The 17,550-nt window shown below is 66.6% G+C and carries 9 protein-coding genes; 4 read left to right on the top strand and 5 right to left on the bottom strand.

What is annotated here, in order from left to right:
* Window positions 1-350: 350 nt before the first annotated feature.
* The gene (mutS, locus tag EDF57_RS14375; RefSeq protein WP_134094899.1) at window positions 351-2,960 is read right to left on the bottom strand and encodes a DNA mismatch repair protein MutS; all 2,610 of its coding nucleotides are present in this window, start codon (window positions 2,958-2,960) and stop codon (window positions 351-353) included.
* Between the two features lie 150 nt (window positions 2,961-3,110).
* Here mutS and EDF57_RS14380 point away from each other — a divergent pair, with 150 nt between their 5' ends.
* Window positions 3,111-5,372 (top strand): NADP-dependent malic enzyme, encoded by a 2,262-nt coding sequence (locus tag EDF57_RS14380; protein ID WP_132264456.1) that lies wholly within the window; start codon window positions 3,111-3,113, stop codon window positions 5,370-5,372.
* A 147-nt stretch (window positions 5,373-5,519) separates the two neighbouring features.
* Here EDF57_RS14380 and EDF57_RS14385 read toward each other — a convergent pair whose 3' ends face one another.
* From EDF57_RS14385 to EDF57_RS14400, 4 genes are all read right to left on the bottom strand, one after another.
* On the bottom strand, window positions 5,520-6,251 hold the full coding sequence (locus tag EDF57_RS14385) for a tRNA (guanine(46)-N(7))-methyltransferase TrmB (protein WP_134094772.1): 732 nt from the start codon (window positions 6,249-6,251) through the stop codon (window positions 5,520-5,522).
* Between the two features lie 531 nt (window positions 6,252-6,782).
* The gene (locus EDF57_RS14390; protein WP_021233000.1) at window positions 6,783-7,478 is read right to left on the bottom strand and encodes a response regulator transcription factor CtrA; all 696 of its coding nucleotides are present in this window, start codon (window positions 7,476-7,478) and stop codon (window positions 6,783-6,785) included.
* A gap of 204 nt (window positions 7,479-7,682) precedes the next feature.
* Window positions 7,683-9,041: a putative O-glycosylation ligase, exosortase A system-associated gene (locus EDF57_RS14395; protein WP_132264451.1), complete on the bottom strand. Its 1,359-nt coding sequence runs from the start codon at window positions 9,039-9,041 to the stop codon at window positions 7,683-7,685.
* The gene (locus tag EDF57_RS14400) at window positions 9,034-9,270 is read right to left on the bottom strand and encodes a hypothetical protein (protein WP_134094773.1); all 237 of its coding nucleotides are present in this window, start codon (window positions 9,268-9,270) and stop codon (window positions 9,034-9,036) included. The genes EDF57_RS14395 and EDF57_RS14400 overlap by 8 nt, the downstream gene beginning before the upstream one ends.
* A gap of 65 nt (window positions 9,271-9,335) precedes the next feature.
* Here EDF57_RS14400 and EDF57_RS14405 point away from each other — a divergent pair, with 65 nt between their 5' ends.
* The 3 genes from EDF57_RS14405 (at window position 9,336) to gltB (ending at window position 17,545) form a co-directional block, all read left to right on the top strand.
* Entirely contained in the window at window positions 9,336-10,589 is a 1,254-nt protein-coding gene (locus tag EDF57_RS14405) for a TIGR04063 family PEP-CTERM/XrtA system glycosyltransferase (RefSeq protein ID WP_134094774.1), read from the top strand.
* A gap of 46 nt (window positions 10,590-10,635) precedes the next feature.
* Window positions 10,636-12,633, top strand: coding sequence for a hypothetical protein (locus EDF57_RS14410; protein WP_134094775.1), 1,998 nt, complete (start codon window positions 10,636-10,638; stop codon window positions 12,631-12,633).
* Between the two features lie 274 nt (window positions 12,634-12,907).
* The gene (gene gltB / locus EDF57_RS14415) at window positions 12,908-17,545 is read left to right on the top strand and encodes a glutamate synthase large subunit (protein ID WP_134094776.1); all 4,638 of its coding nucleotides are present in this window, start codon (window positions 12,908-12,910) and stop codon (window positions 17,543-17,545) included.
* The last annotated feature ends 5 nt before the right edge of the window (window positions 17,546-17,550 follow it).

The raw sequence follows: 17,550 nt of genomic DNA on the forward strand, positions 1-17,550 counted from the left end.
TTGCCGTCAGATGCCGCGCGGCCTGAAACCATGGGACCCGCGCATTTCGACAGAGTCGGGCCGGCGAATCGGCCTTCGCCAGGAGCGCAAGCCGGGCTTCCAGCCCCGCTAGTTCGCCGGCTTGTCCAAGGCCCAAGGATTCCGGTGCGCCGGGGGCTGCTTATCGGCATGCGCCGCCAGGGTGCCAGCCAACTGGGCAGCGTCATTCGCATCGCCGCCCTCGTCCGGCGAGGGCACGGAGCAATAGGCCGTCAGCAACATGCTGGCAGACCAGAACAGCGCATGCCACCGGCTCTTGAAGACATTCCTGATCTTGGGCCCGAACATCCGCGCAGACTAGCGGCGCGGGGTTAAGAGTCCGTACCCGCCTCGCGCTTCAGGTCGTAGAGGATTTCCAGCGCATCACGCGGCGATAGCGCGTCGATGTCCATATCGCGCAGCTTGTCGCGCAGGGCATCGCACTGTTCCTCATGAGCATCGAGCGCCGCCGCGAACAGCGGCAGGTCGCCGAGGCCCGCTGCCAGCCCGCCCGTCTCGGCGCGGCCTTTCTCCAGCTTGTCCAGCACCGACTTGGCGCGGCTGATCACCTTGGGCGGCACCCCGGCAAGGCGTGCGACGGCCAGGCCGTAGCTGCGATCCGCCGGGCCTTCGGCCAGTTCGTGGAGCAGCACCAGATCGCCCTTCCACTCGCGCGCGCGGACATGGTGGAGCGACAGCGCCTCGCACGTCTCACCCAGCCGCGCCATCTCGTGATAGTGCGTGGCGAAGAGGCAGCGGCAGCGGTTGGTTTCGTGCACCGCTTCGGCAACGGCCCATGCCAGCGCCAGGCCGTCGTACGTCGAAGTCCCGCGTCCCACTTCGTCGAGGATGACGAAGCTGCGATCGGTCGCCTGCGCCAGGATCGCGGCGGTCTCCACCATCTCGACCATGAAAGTCGACCGGCCGCGCGCCAGGTTGTCCGAAGCGCCGACGCGGCTGAACAGGCGATCCACCATGCCGATTTTGGCCGACCTGGCCGGCACGAAGCCGCCCGCCTGCGCCAGCAGCACGATCAGCGCGTTCTGGCGCAGGAACGTCGATTTACCGCCCATGTTGGGGCCGCCGATCAGCCAGAGCCGGTCATGGCTGGCAAGGCGGCAATCGTTGGCGACGAAGCGCTCGCCCTGAACCTTCAGTGCGGCCTCGACCACGGGATGACGGCCGCCCTCGATATCCAGCGATAGACCGTCCACCACTTCGGGCCGCGCCCAGCCGCCCTCGACCGCGCGCTCGGCCTGTCCGGCAGCGACGTCGAGCCGGGCGAGCGCCGCGGCGGTGCGGGCTATCGCATGGCGGGCGGCGACCGCTTCGGCCACCAGTCCCTCGAAATGCGCTTCCTCGGCGGCCAGCGCATGGGCGCCCGCCTCGGTAATGCGGCTCGCTTCCTCATGCAGCGCCAGCGCGTTGAAGCGCATGGCCCCGGCCATCGTCTGGCGGTGCGAAAATCCGCTGTCCGGCTCCAGCAGCTTGTCGGCATGGCGCTGCGGCACTTCGATGAAGTAGCCGAGCACGTTGTTGTGCTTGATCTTCAGCGCGGCGACGCCGGTTTCCTCGCGGTATTTCGCTTCCAGCGCAGCGATGGCGCGGCGGGCATTGCCCGAGGTGACGCGCAGTTCGTCCAACCCGGCATCGTAGCCGCTGGCGATATAGCCGCCCTGCCCGCGCTCGGTCGGCGGGGTTTCCACCAGCGCCTGCGCGAAGTGATCGACCAGGGCGGCCCAATGATCCTGGCTTCCGCCAAGCTCCGGCATCAGCCGGTCGAGCAGCACCGGCAACCCATCCATCTGCGCCAGTCGCTCCCCGATCCGGCGCGCGCCCGACAGACCGTCGCGAAGCTGCCCCAGGTCGCGCGGACTGCCGCGCCCCGCCACCACGCGGCCCAGCGCCCGGCCGATATCCGGCTGCGCCCGCAGCGCGGCGCGCATGTCCTCGCGCAGCAGGGGATCGTCGTGCAGCCATTCGACCAGTTCAAGCCGCTCGGCAATCGCGTGGCGATCGGTCAGCGGGGCCGACAGGTCTTCGGCCAGCTGGCGCGCACCGGCGCCGGTCACGCAGCGGTCGATCGCCTCGACCAGACTGCCCTTGCGGCCGCCCTGCGACGATTCGAGAATCTCCAGGCTGGCGCGCGTCGCCTCGTCCATCGCCAGCGCCGCATCGCTCGCGCGCGCTTCCGGCGGCAGCAGCAGCGGCAGCTTGCCGCGCCCGACATGGTCGAGATAGGCGATCAAGCCGCCCGCCGCCGCCAGCATGGCACGCGTGAAGGTGCCGAAGCCGTCGAGCGTGGCGACGCCGTGGACCAGCTTCAGCCGCTCGTCACCGCCGTCGGACGAAAACTCGTGCCCCGAACGCGGGATCGCGCCGTCCGGCGCCAGCTCCCAGCCCTCCGGCACCACCAGTTCGCGCGCACCGAGACGCGCCAGCGCCGCGCCCAGCCGGTCCGGCGGGCACTCTTCCAGCTCCATGCGCCCGGTCGAGATGTCGCAGGCCGCGATCCCCACCGTGCCCCGCAGATCGCAGGCCGCCGCCAGCACATTGGCGCGGCGCGGTTCCAGCAACGATTCCTCGGTGAGCGTGCCGGCCGTGACGAAGCGCACGATATCGCGCGCGACCAGCGCCTTGGAAGCCCGGCCTTCCTTTTTGGCGCGCTCCTTGGCTTCGGCGGGCGTTTCGGTCTGTTCGGCAATCGCCACGCGGCAACCCGCCTTGATCAGACGGGCCAGATAACCCTCTGCCGCATGGACCGGCACGCCGCACATCGGGATCGGCTGACCGCCGTGTTCGCCGCGAGTGGTAAGTGCAATGTCGAGCACTTGGCTTGCGATTTTTGCATCCTCGAAGAACAGCTCGAAGAAGTCGCCCATGCGATAGAACAGCAGGCAGTCCCCCGCCACCTCCCGCAAGGCAAGGTACTGGGCCATCATCGGGGTCACCCCCGCTTTCTCGGACGCTGTGCTCATGGCTGTGAGCGTTAGCCCCGCGCGTCCCTTTTTGTGAAGCGCCGGGGCGCCGCCTTTCCCCTATCGCGTGGCGAGAACATTCGTTAGGGCCACTCCCAAATCGGGAGAAATCGCTTGTCCGAAAAGTCGAAGATCCAGTTCACCGAGCGCGAAGCGCTGTTCTATCACAACACCATCCGCCCCGGTAAGATCGAGATCATTGCGTCAAAGCCCATGGCCACGCAACGCGACCTCTCGCTTGCCTATTCGCCGGGCGTCGCCGTTCCGGTCCAGGCCATCGCCGACGATCCCGCCACGGCCTACGATTACACCGCGAAGGGCAACCTCGTTGCGGTGATCTCGAACGGCACCGCGATCCTGGGCATGGGCAACCTCGGCGCCCTGGCATCGAAGCCGGTGATGGAAGGCAAGGCAGTGCTGTTCAAGCGCTTCGCCGACGTCGATTCCATCGATATCGAACTCGCCAGCGAGGATACCGACGCGCTGATCGAGGCCATCGCCATGATGGAGCCCAGCTTCGGCGGCATCAACCTTGAGGATATCAAGGCGCCCGAATGCTTCATCATCGAGCAGGCCCTGCGCGAACGCATGAACATCCCGGTCATGCATGACGACCAGCACGGCACCGCGATCATCGCCGCCGCCGGCCTGATCAACGCCTGCCTCATCACCGGCCGCAAGCTGGAGGACGTCAAGGTGGTGGTGAACGGCGCCGGCGCTTCGGCGCTGGCCTGCACCGCGCTGATCAAGTCGATGGGCGTGCGCCACGAAAACGTGCTCGTCTGCGATACGCGCGGCGTGATCTATCCGGGCCGCGAACGCGTGGACCAGTTCAAGTCCGCCCACGCAGTGAAGACCGACCGGCGCACGCTGGCCGAAGCGCTCGAAGGCGCGGACGTCGTTCTCGGCCTCTCGGCCAAGGGCGCGATCACGCCCGAGATGGTCAAGACCATGGCGCCCGAGCCGATCATCTTCGCCATGGCCAACCCGGACCCGGAAATCACCCCGCCCGAAGCCAAGGCCGTGCGCCCCGATGCCATCGTCGCCACCGGCCGTTCGGACTATCCGAACCAGGTCAACAACGTGCTGGGCTTCCCCTTCATCTTCCGCGGCGCGCTGGATGTCAGCGCCACCGCCATCAATGAAGAGATGAAGATCGCTGCTGCCACGGCCATCGCCGAACTGGCGCGCGAGCAGGTTCACGAGGACGTGGCCGTCGCTTACGGCGAATCGCAGCAGTTCGGCCGCGACTACATCATCCCCGCGCCCTTCGATCCGCGCCTGATGGAAGTCGTGCCCATGGCGGTGGCCAAGGCCGCCATGGATTCGGGCGTCGCCAAGCGCCCGATCGAGGACTTCGAAGCCTACCGCGACCAGCTCAAGGCGCGCCTCAATCCCACCACCTCGGTGCTCACCCGCGTCTACGAACAGGTCCGCGCCAATCCCAAGCGCATGATCTTCGCCGAAGCGGACAACGAAGTGGTGCTGCGCGCGGCGATCCAGTACCGCGACTTCGGCTATGGCGAACCCGTGCTGGTCGGCCGCACCCAGGTCATCCTCGACAAGATGGCCGAGCTGGGCGTGCCCAACCCGGAGAGCTTCCATATCGAGAATTCGATGGTCTCCGAGCATGTCGCCCCGATGGTGGAGATGCTTTACGAACGCCTGAAACGTCGCGGCTTCCTGCAGCGCGACGTGCAGCGCATGGTCAATACCGATCGCAACATCTTCGCTTCCGGCCTGCTCAAGCTGGGCGTGGGTGACGGCCTTATCACTGGCATGACCCGCCCCTTCGCGCAGTCGATCAAGGAAGTGCGCCGCGTGCTGGATCCGGCCGAGGGCAAGCTGGCCTTCGGCATCCACATGCTGGTGGGCAAGAACCACACGGTGTTCATGGCCGACACCACCATCAACGAGCGCCCGACCGCCGAGCAGCTCGCAGTGATCGCCAAGGAAACCGCGGCCGTCGCCCGGCGCCTGGGCCATGAACCGCGCGTGGCCTTCCTCAGCTACTCCACCTTCGGCAATCCGTCGGGCAAGTGGCTGGAACAGACCCGCGAGGCGATCCGCATCCTCGACGAGGAACAGCCCGACTTCGAATACGAAGGCGAAATGGCCCCGGACGCGGCGCTGAACCCGAAGATCATGGCGCTCTATCCCTTCAGCCGCCTTTCGGCGCCTGCCAACGTGCTGATCATGCCCGGCCTGCAGTCGGCCAATATCTCGGCCAAGCTGCTCAAGGAGATCGGCGGCACCACCTCGATCGGGCCGATGCTGCTGGGCGCGGAAAAGCCGGTGCAGATCGTGCCGATGACCGCACTGGCACCCGACGTGCTGACGCTGGCGGTACTGGCTGCGGCCGGAATCGCCGGGTAACGAAAAAAGCGGCGCCCGGATCATGCCGGGCGCCGCTTTTTCAGACATACCGTTCAGAAGAGCGCCTGCCCGCGATTTGGGCTGGTCATGGCCCGCGGTCCCGGATCAAGTCCGGGACGATGTCATCTCCACGACGTCACTTCCCGCTCACTTCCGGCGATAGCGGAAATACCAGACCTCATGCCCATAGACGGTGCGCGCCTTGTTTTCGTAGCGCGTTTCCGGCCAGCCGCCAGGACGGACCTGGAAGTCCTGCGGCTTGTCGCAAAGCCACTCGAACTGGTCGGTGTGGCGCTGCATCACCATCAGCGCATGGCGCACGTAGACCGCATGGTCGGTGCCGAAGCGGAACTCGCCGCCGGGCTTGAGCTTGGCCGCGAACATGTTCACCGGGCCGTCGTTCATCATGCGCCGCTTGGCGTGGCGCGCCTTGGGCCAGGGGTCCGGGTGCAGCAGGTAGAGGAACGAGAGCGAGCCGTCCGGAATGCGCGAGAGCACTTCCAGGGCATCGCCGTGATGGATGCGGACGTTGCCGAGCGGCGGCTGCGCCGGCCCGCCGCCTACCGGATTCTCGCCCGAGACATGGGTGAGCGCCTGCGCCACGCCGTTGATGAAGGGCTCTGCACCGATGAAGCCATGCCCCGGCAGCAGGTCCGCGCGGAAAGCCAGGTGCTCGCCGCCGCCGAAGCCGATCTCGAAATGGAGCGGGCAATTCTCGCCGAACAGCAGCTCGGCCGTCACCGGACCTTCGAGGGGAACCGCGATTCGCGGCAGCAGGTTGTCGACCAGCGCCTGCTGGCCCGCGCGCAGGGGCTTGCCCTTGGCGCGGCCGTAAAGGCGGTTGAGCGTGGTCGGATCGCCGGATTTGTGAGCCGTCATGGCGCGGGCCACTGGCACCGATGCGGGGCAAGGTCAACGTGGCAGCCGCTGACGGGGCCGTGGAGGCGGCGATTTACCGGCCGAGGGTGGGGTTTCGTGGGCCTTTTTGTGCGTGATTGGGGGTAAGGTTTCGGTCCGGTCCTGCGCGCCCTGTGCCTCGCACTCTGGCACCCTGGCACCCTGGCACCCTGGCACCCTGGCACCTTGGCACCGTATGCCCGACCCAGCCCCACCTTCGTCATTGCGAGCGTAGCGAAGCAATCCAGGGCAGTTCCACGCCGCCCTGGATTGCCACGTCGGCTTCGCCTCCTCGCAATGACGAAGGAGGTGGTGAGAGCGAGTATCGATCAGGGTCGGGGTGCCCAGCGGGGCGGGCACAAACATCGGCATGTGCCAAGCATGCGCCCGGAACGCGCCGGTGCCCAGCCCAGCCCCACAAACAAGGCCCGCAAAACGAAACGGCCCACCCCAAGGGGCAGGCCGTTCCGTTCACGCGTCATGTCCCCGCAAGGGGCGCGCAAGGGGTAGGTTTTACGCGACTTCCTGAAGCTCGTCCGGATCGCGCAGCACATAGCCGCGGCCCCAGACCGTCTCGATATAGTTGGCGCCGCCGCAGGCGTGGGCCAGCTTCTTGCGCAGCTTGCAGATGAAGACGTCGATGATCTTCAGTTCCGGCTCGTCCATGCCGCCGTAGAGGTGGTTGAGGAACATTTCCTTGGTCAGCGTGGTGCCCTTGCGGAGCGAGAGCAGCTCCAGCATCGCATATTCCTTGCCGGTCAGGTGCACGCGGGCGCTGTCGACTTCAACGGTCTTGGCGTCGAGGTTCACCACCAGCTTGCCGGTGCGGATGACCGACTGCGAGTGGCCCTTCGAACGACGAACGACGGCGTGGATACGCGCGATCAGTTCTTCGCGGTGGAAGGGCTTGGTCACGTAATCGTCGGCGCCGAAGCCGAACGAGCGCACCTTCGAATCCATTTCGGAGATGCCGGAAAGAATGAGAACCGGCGTCTGCACTTTGGCCACGCGCAGCTTCTTTAGCACGTCATAGCCGTGCATGTCCGGCAGGTTGAGGTCGAGCAGAATGATGTCGTAATCGTAGAGCTTGCCGAGATCGAGGCCTTCTTCACCGAGATCGGTGGAGTAGACGTTGAAACCTTCGGCCGTCAGCATGAGTTCGATGGCCCGCGCAGTAGTCGGTTCATCCTCGATCAGCAGCACTCGCATCGGAATTCCCTTTCGCCCCCCGTCCATCGGCCCAAATCCCCAGCCGGAACGGATATTTCCATGTATTAACCATAGGACCAATGAAGGTTAAAGGTTAATTTGCCGTAAATGCGAATGCCCGGGCATTTTCAGGGCGATAGGGAATCCGCGGGTGTTAGGAATATTTCATCGCGGAAAACCGGTGCGCGATGTCCGAAAGCCGGGTCAGGCGGTTCGCATGGCCGTCTTGGCGGGGCGAATCGGGGCTTGCGGCAGCCGCACGTCGATGCGCTTCAGATAGCTCCAGAACCCGCATTGCAGCCCGATCAGCATGAGGATGAACGGCTGGAAGGCGATGCCCACGAACAGCGATCCGATCAGGTAGACCACCTGGGCCAGCTGGAGCGACACCGCCAGCGGCGCCACCCAGGCCTCGTCCGGACCGGTACGCTTGCGCCAGCGGCGGCGGATCTGCTCCATCTGCAGCAGGCCGGTCAATTGGAGCAGGATCCATAGCCCGAACCCAGGGAAGCCCTGCTCTCCCAGCATCTCGAAGTAGCTCGAATGGAAGGCCCGGCCCTCCTCCACCACATGAGTGCGCCGAATCTCGGTGCTGCCGTCCACGGTCGTCTTGGCCACGGTATCGTATTCGACGCGGCTGGACTGGTTGACCACGAAGCCGCCGCCCAGGGGGTGCTGCTTCACATAGCCCCAGGTCCATTTCCACACGCCCAGGCGCGTGCTGGCGGACTGGTCGGCCTCGTGATTCTCGATCGTGCCCATGCGCGCCAGGAAGGCCGGTGGCAGGAACGGCACCACCACCATCACCGCCAGCGCCATGCCCCCGGCGATCAGCACTTTGTGCTTCGCGGTCCTCAGGTAGAACAGGCAGAGCACGCCCAGGCACACCAGCCCGGTGCGGGCCTGCGTGCCCACCGGGATCAGCGAAGCAGCGAAGATCAGCGCTCCGGCAAACAGATAGACGCGCCAGTCCGCCGGAAAGACCGTGCCGTACTTCACCAGCCAGAGGATGATGGGAATGATGGAGATCGCCACGGCCGAGAGGATCGACCCTTCGTAAAGGCCGGTGTTGTTCTCCACGAAGATGCGCAGCGTGCCGTAGCCGCCGCCGCCGCCCGCTGTCTTGAGCCCGCCGTCGATGATGAGCGCGCTCGCCGCCAGCACCATCACGAGCGCCACCGCCTCGATCCGCAGGCGGGTCCGCAGGGTGAACGGCAGGAAGATCGCGAAGACCAGCGCCTTCCACACCCAGGCCCACTTTTCAGCCGCTTCGGCCGGATAGACGGCGGTCCAGGTGGTGAAGCCGCAATAGAGCAGCAGCAGCACCAGGATGCCCTGCCGCCAGGTGAACCGCGAATCGCGCTTGTCGTCCAGGGCCACCCAGCCCAGGAACGCTGCCGCGAAAGCCATCAGCGAGATCGGCAGATGGGCCAGGATGCCCCAGGAGATGATCTGCGGGGAGACGATGTCCACGTAGAGATAGCATAGCACCCAGAGGAACGGGCGCCGGAAGCCGATCAGCAGGAAGCAGGCGACGAAGCCCGTCAGCGCAAGGTCAAGCATCGCCGTCCTCGCGCGGGTCGTCTCCGCCCGGCCAGCGCATCTCGCGGCGGACGGACGCGGTTCTCGACCGCGAGGCCGGGGCCTTTCCGCCTGCAGCCGGCGCCGTGTCGGCTGGAGAGGATGCGTTCCCGCGCGCCGATTCGACATCGAGATCCAGCCGCATCAGCAGCCGCCAGGCGGCCAGCGCCAGCAGTCCGTGACTCAGGGCAAGGGCAAGGATGTCGACCATCGGCGCCGGGCCTAGCAGTGCGGAGTTGACGCGGCGTTAAGCCTTGCAGACTTACGACCTGGCTCATGACCCGCGTCCTTCACGTCCTCGACCATTCGCTGCCGATGCAGAGCGGCTACACCTTCCGCACCCGCGCGATCCTGAAGGCGCAGGAGGCCATGGGCTTCGAAGTCCGGGGCGTCACCGGCATACGCCACAAGGCGGCCGGCCCCGCGGTGGAGGAAGCCGATGGCCTGGTGTTCCATCGCACGTCGGGATCGGTCGGCGGCCCGCCGGTCCTGCGCGAATGGCGCGAGATCGGGCTTTTCGCCGAATCCATCGAGCGGGTGGTGCACGAATGGCGGCCGGACGTGCTCCATGCCCACTCGCCCTCGCTTTGCGGCGCGGCCGCCGCGCGCGTCGCCCGGCGCCACGGCATTCCCCTCGTCTATGAAATTCGCGCCTTCTGGGAAGATGCCGCCGTCGGCAACGGCACGGGCCGCGAAGGCTCGCTGAAGTACCGCCTGACCCGGGCGCTGGAGAACCGCGTGGTGTCGCGCGCCGATGCCGTCGTGACGATCTGCGACGGCCTGCGCCAAGACCTCGTCGCGCGCGGCGTTCCGGCGGGGAAGATCACGCTCATGCCCAACGGCGTCGACCTCAGCCTGTTCGGCGCGCCGCCCCCGCGCGATCCCGCGCTCGCCCGCGAACTCGGGTTCGAGGTGGAGGGCCCCGCCGGCGCCCTGGCCTGCCCGGTGATCGGCTTCATCGGGAGCTTCTACGACTACGAAGGGCTGGACGACCTGATCGCCGCCATGCCGCTGCTGCTGGAACGCCAGCCCTTGGCGCGGCTGCTGCTGGTGGGCGGCGGCCCGCGCGAGGAGGCGCTGCGGGCGCAGGCGCTGGCTTCTCCCGCTGCCGGCGCGATCCGCTTCATCGGCCGCGTGCCGCATCAGGACGTGGAGCGCTATTACGCGCTGGCCGACGTGATGGCCTATCCGCGCAAGAAAAGCCGGCTGACGGACCTCGTCACGCCGCTCAAGCCGCTGGAGGCCATGGCGCAGGGCAAGCTCGTGGCCGCCAGCGACGTGGGCGGGCACCGCGAACTGGTCACTCACGGCAAGACCGGCACTCTCTTCGCGCCAGACGATCCCGCCGCCTGCGCCGCCGCACTTGCGGGCTTGCTGGAGGCGCGCGAATCGTGGGATGCCTACCGCCAGGCCGGGCTCCAACATGTCCGGGAACGGCACGATTGGGCCGTCAATGCCGGTCGTTATCGAGACGTTTACCAAATGGTGGCACCTCTCGATGCACGAAAAGGGCTGGAAACCGCTGCCTGAGCTGGCGGCTTCCGCTCAAACAGATCTGAGAACGGGGTTTAGAAACGTGGCGAAACCAGAGAACAGGAAGCCCCAGCCGATCAGCCGTCATCCCTTGTTCCCCGCCATCGTGGCCTTGTGGTTCGCGGCCCTGTTCGGCCTGGGTTCGATCATCGTCAGTCCGGCGCTGATCGAGCATATCGTCCTGTCGACCGGCATTGCCAAGCTGGTGCCCATGGCCGCGCCCCCGCTGGGGACGACCGCCCGCATCCTGTTTGCCCTCGGGCTTACCGGCCTGGGCGGACTGATCGGCCTGGTGGCCGCCCGCCGCGTGGCCCAGACCGCCGAAGCGCAGACCTCGCAAAGCGGCACGGCGCGCATGCCCTTCGCCGGGCTGGAACCTGCGGAAACCGATCTCGAACCTGAAGCCGACCCGGCGCAGGATCGCAAGTCCGCCGCCATGCCGCGCCGCCGCCGTGCTTTCGCGCTGGTGGCCGAGGAAGCGCCCCGGCTGGAAGAGGCCGATGCCGCAGCCGAAACCGACGCCGAAGTTTCCGGGAACGGCCAGCCGCCGATTCTCAACCTCTCCGATCTCGACCTGGAAGGCATCGAGGCCGCCGGCCTGACCGACCCGGCGCTCCCGCCCGAGCAGCACGCCTATCGCCAACCGACTCTGGCCGAGAGCGACCTGGACACGGCCGGCGCTCTCGAAACCGCCGAGATGCCCGAATCGCACATGCCCGAATCACTGGCCGCCGAATGGTCTGTCGCGAACGAGGACGAAGCCGAAATCGCTTCCGAGGCCCGCGCTGAGGAGGCCGCGCCCGAAACCATCGGCCAGGACGTTCCTGGCCAGGGCGGTTTTGCCGAAGACGATCACGGTCCCTTCGGCCGCATCCCGGAATGGCTCGAACCGCGCCAGGAAACCCACACCTTCTCGCCGGCCGCCTGGGCCGTCTCGCAGGACGAAGTCCCCGAGCCCGCCGCATCCGCACCGGCACCCGAAACCCTGAACAACCGCCTGTTCGAAGCCTATTCGCGCTCCTTGTCCGAAGTGGCCGAAACCCCGGCTTCCGAAGGCCGGCCGCTGTTTTCCCCCGAAGCGGCGGAGACGGCCGATATCGCCGTGTCCTTCCGGGCCGCAGAAGAGCTGCCGCAGGCCGCGGAGCGGATTGCCGGCGCCGACCTTGAAGACCTTTCGCAAGTCGAGCTGCTCGAACGCCTGGCGCTGGCCATGGAGCAGCAGCGCAGGCGCCGCCTTCAGGCCGCCACTCCTGACAGCGCGCCGTCCGACGGCACGGCTTCAGAAATCACCGCGCCCAAAGGCACCGCAACCGCCGAAATGCCGGCGCCGTTTTTCGATCCCGCATCGCCGGGCACCGAGACCATCGCTTTCCCCGCGCCTGCCACTTCCCTCTCCACGCTCCCGCGCCTTGCCTCGGTAGCGCCGTTCACGGCGCCCCTGCGCCCGGTCCCGGACGAAGCATCGCCGGATCGGGAATCGCCGGAGCAGGACATCGTCCCTTCCGCCACCACCCGCATCCCCGCGGCCCTGCGTCCGGTGGGCTTCGATGCCTTCGGCCATGACGAAGCCGAGGACGCACTGCCCGGCTACGTCCCGCCCCGCCACATCGGCCTGGCGCCGGCCCGCCCGATCTCGGTCCTGGCCCGCACCCTGGCGGATGCCGAAGAGGCGGAACGGCTTGGTGATGAGGCCGAGGCCGAGGATCTCGGCAAATATGCCGCCTTCGACCCGCTCTCGCAGGACTTCGACTATGCCGAGGCTCCCGAGGACGACGAACAGGAGGCCGTGCTCGAGCAGGGTTACTCCTCGCTGCTCAACCTCTCGCGCCAGGCGCCCCGCCAGAACTTCGTGCGCTTCGACGAGGCCGCCGCCCCCGCCGAGGCTTTCGGCGAGGACTCAGGCTCGGTGGAAGAGGCACACCTTGCCGAGGACGGTGGGCACCGCCCGTTCGACCCGCCCGCGCGCCCCGATCCCAGCGAAACAGAAAAGGCCCTGCGCGCCGCGCTTGCCACGCTCCAGCGCATGAGCGGGGCCGCCTGAACGGTCGGTCCCGGGGACTGGCCTTTGAGCAGCCGGTCCCTGCCAAAACGCGTTCCACGCAACTGAAACACGTTTTCGCATAACAAAATTCCCTTTTTTCCCGCGCACACGCACTAAATTTTGCGCGCACCCCTGCCTTCACCATTGCAAAAGCGTCCCGCAATCGTCATGGGGGCGCGAGGGACCACCATGACGCGCACCGGCGCCGCACGATTCGTGCGCGGCGGGGCGTGGACAGGTCCCCGGCAAAAAATGACAGGATGGGTTTATATCGATGGGATTTCCTAAGCCCCAGGGCCTTTATGATGCGCGTAACGAACACGACTCCTGTGGTGTGGGCTTCGTAGCCCATATCAAAGGCCAGAAAACGCATGCTATCATTACTCAGGCGCTGGAAATCCTGAAAAATATCGACCACCGCGGTGCGGTGGGTGCCGACCCGCTGCTGGGTGACGGCGCAGGAATCCTGACTCAGCTTCCCGATGGCCTGTTCCGCGGCTGGGCCGCCGCGACCGGCGTCGAACTGCCGCAGCCGGGCGACTATGCTGTCGCCATGTGCTTCCTGCCGCAGGACGAGGCCAGCCGCGACCTCATCACGCAGACCTTTGAAAAGTTCATCGCCAAGGAAGGCCAGCACCTGATCGGCTGGCGCGACGTGCCCGTCACGCTCGATGGCCTGGGCAAGACCGTCATCAACTCGATGCCGGTGATCCGCCAGTGCTTCGTCGGCCGCGGCGACAACTGCGCCGACCAGGACGCTTTCGAGCGCAAGATCCTGGCGATCCGCAAGCAGACGCAGAACCCGCTCAAGGCCATGGCCGAAAAGCACAAGCTGCCCGGCCTGACCGAGCTCTACATGCCGAGCTTCTCCAGCCGCACGATCGTCTACAAGGGCCTGCTGCTGGCGACCCAGGTCGGCTCGTTCTACGACGACCTGCGCAACCCAGAGTTCGTCTCGGCGCTCGGCCTCGTGCACCAGCGCTTCTCGACCAACACCTTCCCGAGCTGGAAGCTGGCGCATCCGTTCCGCTTCATGGCCCACAACGGCGAGATCAATACGGTTCGCGGCAACGTGAACTGGATGAACGCGCGCCGCCGCACCATGGAATCGGAGCTGCTCGGCGCCGATCTCGACAAGATGTGGCCGCTGATCCCGCATGGCCAGTCGGACACCGCCTGCCTCGACAACGCTTTCGAACTGCTGCTGGCGGGCGGCTATTCGCTCAGCCACGCGATGATGATGCTGATTCCGGAAGCATGGGCGGGCAACCCGCTGATGACGCCGGAACGCCGCGCCTTCTACGAATACCACGCTGCCTTGATGGAGCCCTGGGACGGTCCGGCCGCCGTGGCCTTCACCGACGGCCGCCAGATCGGCGCCACGCTCGACCGTAACGGGCTGCGCCCCGCGCGCTTCCTCGTCACGGACGACGACATCTGCGTCATGGCGTCGGAATCCGGCGTGCTTCCGATCAAAGAAGACAACATCGTCCGCAAGTGGCGCCTCCAGCCCGGCAGGATGCTCCTGATCGACTTCGATCAGGGCCGCATCATCGAGGACGAGGAAATCAAGACCCAGCTTGCCAATGAAGAGCCCTACGAGAAGTGGCTCGACCAGGCGCAGTACAAGCTGGCCGATCTCGACGTGATCGAACCCGAACTGGCCGAGCTGCCCGCGCCCACCGGCACGCTGCTCGATCGCCAGCAGGTCTTCGGTTACACCCAGGAAGACGTCAGCCGCTTCCTGGAGCCGATGGCCGTCGCTGCCGACGATCCGCTCGGCTCGATGGGCACCGATACGCCGATTCCGGTGCTGTCGAACAAGGCCCGCCTGCTTTACGACTACTTTAAGCAGAACTTCGCGCAGGTCACCAACCCGCCGATCGACCCGATCCGCGAGGAACTGGTCATGAGCCTCGTCTCGATGATCGGCCCGCGCCCGAACCTGCTTGGCCACGATGCCGGCACGCACAAGCGCCTGGAAGTCAGCCAGCCGATCCTGACCGACCTTGGCCTCGCCAAGATCCGTTCGGTGGAAGCCGCGCTCGACGGCGCCTTCCGCACCGCCACCATCGACATGACCTGGGACGCCAAGACCGGCGCCGCGGGCATCGAAATGGCGATCAAGGAAATGTGCTGGGCCGCGACCGAAGCGGTGCTGGCGGACAAGAACATCCTCGTCCTGTCCGACCGTGCGCAGGGCCCCGACCGTATCCCGATGCCGGCCCTGCTGGCGACGGCCGCCGTGCACCACCACCTCGTTCGCCAGGGCCTGCGCATGCAGACCGGCCTCGTCGTGGAAACCGGCGAAGCGCGTGAAGTCCACCACTTCTGCGCGCTCGCGGGCTTCGGCGCCGAAGCGATCAACCCCTATCTCGCCTTCGAGACCATCGAGGCCGTGCGCGTTCGCAAGAACCTGCCGGTTTCGGCGGAGCAGGCGGCGAAGAACTACGTCTATGCCGTCGGCAAGGGCATCCGCAAGGTCATGTCCAAGATGGGCATTTCGACCTATCAGTCGTATTGCGGCGCGCAGATCTTCGACGCGGTCGGCCTTTCGACCGCCTTCGTGGACAAGTACTTCACCGGAACCGCCACCACCATCGAAGGCGCAGGCCTGACCGAGATCGCGGAAGAAGCCGTCCGCCGCCACGATGCGGCCTATGGCGACAACCCGATCTACGCCAGCATGCTCGACGTCGGCGGCATCTACGGCTCGCGCGTCCGCGGCGAGGAACACGCCTGGACGTCCGAGAACATCGGCGCCCTCCAGCACGCCGTGCGCGGCAATATCCCCGCCAAGTACGAGGAATTCGCCCGCACCATCAACGACCAGTCGACCCGGATGCTCACCATCCGCGGGCTGATGGAGTTCGTTCCCGGCCAGGCGATCCACATTTCCGAAGTGGAGCCTGCCAGCGAGATCGTGAAGCGCTTCGCCACCGGCGCGATGAGCTACGGCTCGATCTCGTGGGAGGCGCATACCACGCTGGCGATGGCGATGAACCGCATCGGCGGCAAGTCGAACACCGGCGAAGGCGGCGAGGATCCCTCGCGCTTCAAGCCCCTGCCGGGCGGCGATTCCATGCGTTCGTCGATCAAGCAGGTCGCCTCGGGCCGCTTCGGCGTGACCACCGAGTACCTCGTCAACGCCGACGACATCCAGATCAAGATGGCCCAGGGCGCCAAGCCCGGCGAAGGCGGCCAGCTGCCGGGCGACAAGGTAGACAAGACCATCGGCGCCACCCGTCACTCGACGCCCGGCGTCGGCCTGATTTCGCCGCCGCCGCACCACGACATCTACTCGATCGAAGACATCGCGCAGCTCATTCACGATCTCAAGAACGTGAACCCGACCAGCCGCGTCTCGGTCAAGCTGGTGTCCGAAGTGGGCGTGGGCACGGTTGCCGCGGGTGTTTCCAAGGCGCGCGCGGACCACATCACGATCTCGGGCTACGAAGGCGGCACCGGCGCTTCGCCGCTGACCTCGCTGACGCACGCGGGTTCGCCCTGGGAAATCGGCCTGGCCGAAACCCAGCAGACCCTCCTGCTCAACAACTTGCGCAGCCGCGTGGTGGTCCAGGCCGACGGCGGCCTGCGTACCGGGCGCGATGTTGCCGTGGCCGCGCTGCTCGGCGCGGAAGAATTCGGCTTCGCCACTGCGCCGCTGATCGCAGCCGGCTGCATCATGATGCGCAAGTGCCACCTCAACACCTGCCCGGTCGGCGTCGCCACCCAGGACCCCGTCCTGCGCGCCCGCTTCACCGGCCAGCCCGAGCATGTGGTCAACTACTTCTTCTTCGTCGCCGAGGAACTGCGCGCGATCATGGCCGAACTCGGCTTCCGCACGATCGCGGAAATGGTCGGCCGGGTCGACAAGCTCGACATGAAGAAGGCCGTCCAGCACTGGAAGGCCAAGGGTGTCGACCTGTCCAAGGTGCTTTATCAGGCGCCGCTGGGCGACAGCCCCTCGCTGGGCTGGAGCGAAGTGCAGGACCACGGTCTTGAGAACGCGCTCGATAACGAGCTGATCGCCGCTTCGGGCGACGCCCTGGACAACCGCCAGGCCGTTCGCATCGAGAAGAGCGTCATCAACGTCAACCGCACGGTCGGCGCGATGCTCTCGGGCGAAGTGGCCCGTCGCTACGGCCATGACGGCTTGCCCGACAACACGATCAACGTGAAGCTCACCGGCGTCGCCGGCCAGAGCTTCGCCGCCTGGCTTGCCCACGGCGTCACGCTCGACCTGACCGGCGATGCCAACGACTATGTCGGCAAGGGCCTGTCCGGCGGCCGCGTGATCGTGCGCCAGCCCGGCCATGTGAACCGCGATCCGCTCAAGAACATCATCGTCGGCAACACCGTGCTTTACGGCGCGATTTCCGGCGAAGCGTTCTTCAACGGCGTCGGCGGCGAACGCTTCGCGGTCCGCAACTCGGGCGCGATCGCGGTCGTCGAAGGCTGCGGCGACCACGGCTGCGAATACATGACCGGCGGCGTCGTCACGGTGCTGGGCAAGACCGGCCGCAACTTCGCGGCAGGCATGTCCGGCGGCATCGCCTACGTCTACGACGAGGACGGCGAGTTCGAGAAGCTGGTGAACCCGGCGATGGTCGATCTCATCCGCATCTCGGCCGAAGACGAAGACGAAGAGGGAACCGGCCGTCCCCAGCAGCGCACCGTCTCGGTCCGCGACCTGGGCATGGGCGACATGCTGCGCCACGATGCGGAGCGCCTGCGCATCCTGCTCGAACGCCACCACCTGCACACCGGCTCGAAAAGAGCCCGCGCGCTGCTCGACGACTGGTCGAACGCGCTGGGCAAGTTCGTCAAGGTGATGCCGCGCGACTATGCGAAGGCTCTGCGCCAGCAGGAGGCGGAACGCCTCGAAGCCGCCTCGGTCGCAGCAGAATAAGATCT

Origin of the sequence: Novosphingobium sp. PhB55 (assembly GCF_004368805.1) — a bacterium.
Taxonomy (GTDB): Bacteria; Pseudomonadota; Alphaproteobacteria; order Sphingomonadales; family Sphingomonadaceae; genus Novosphingobium.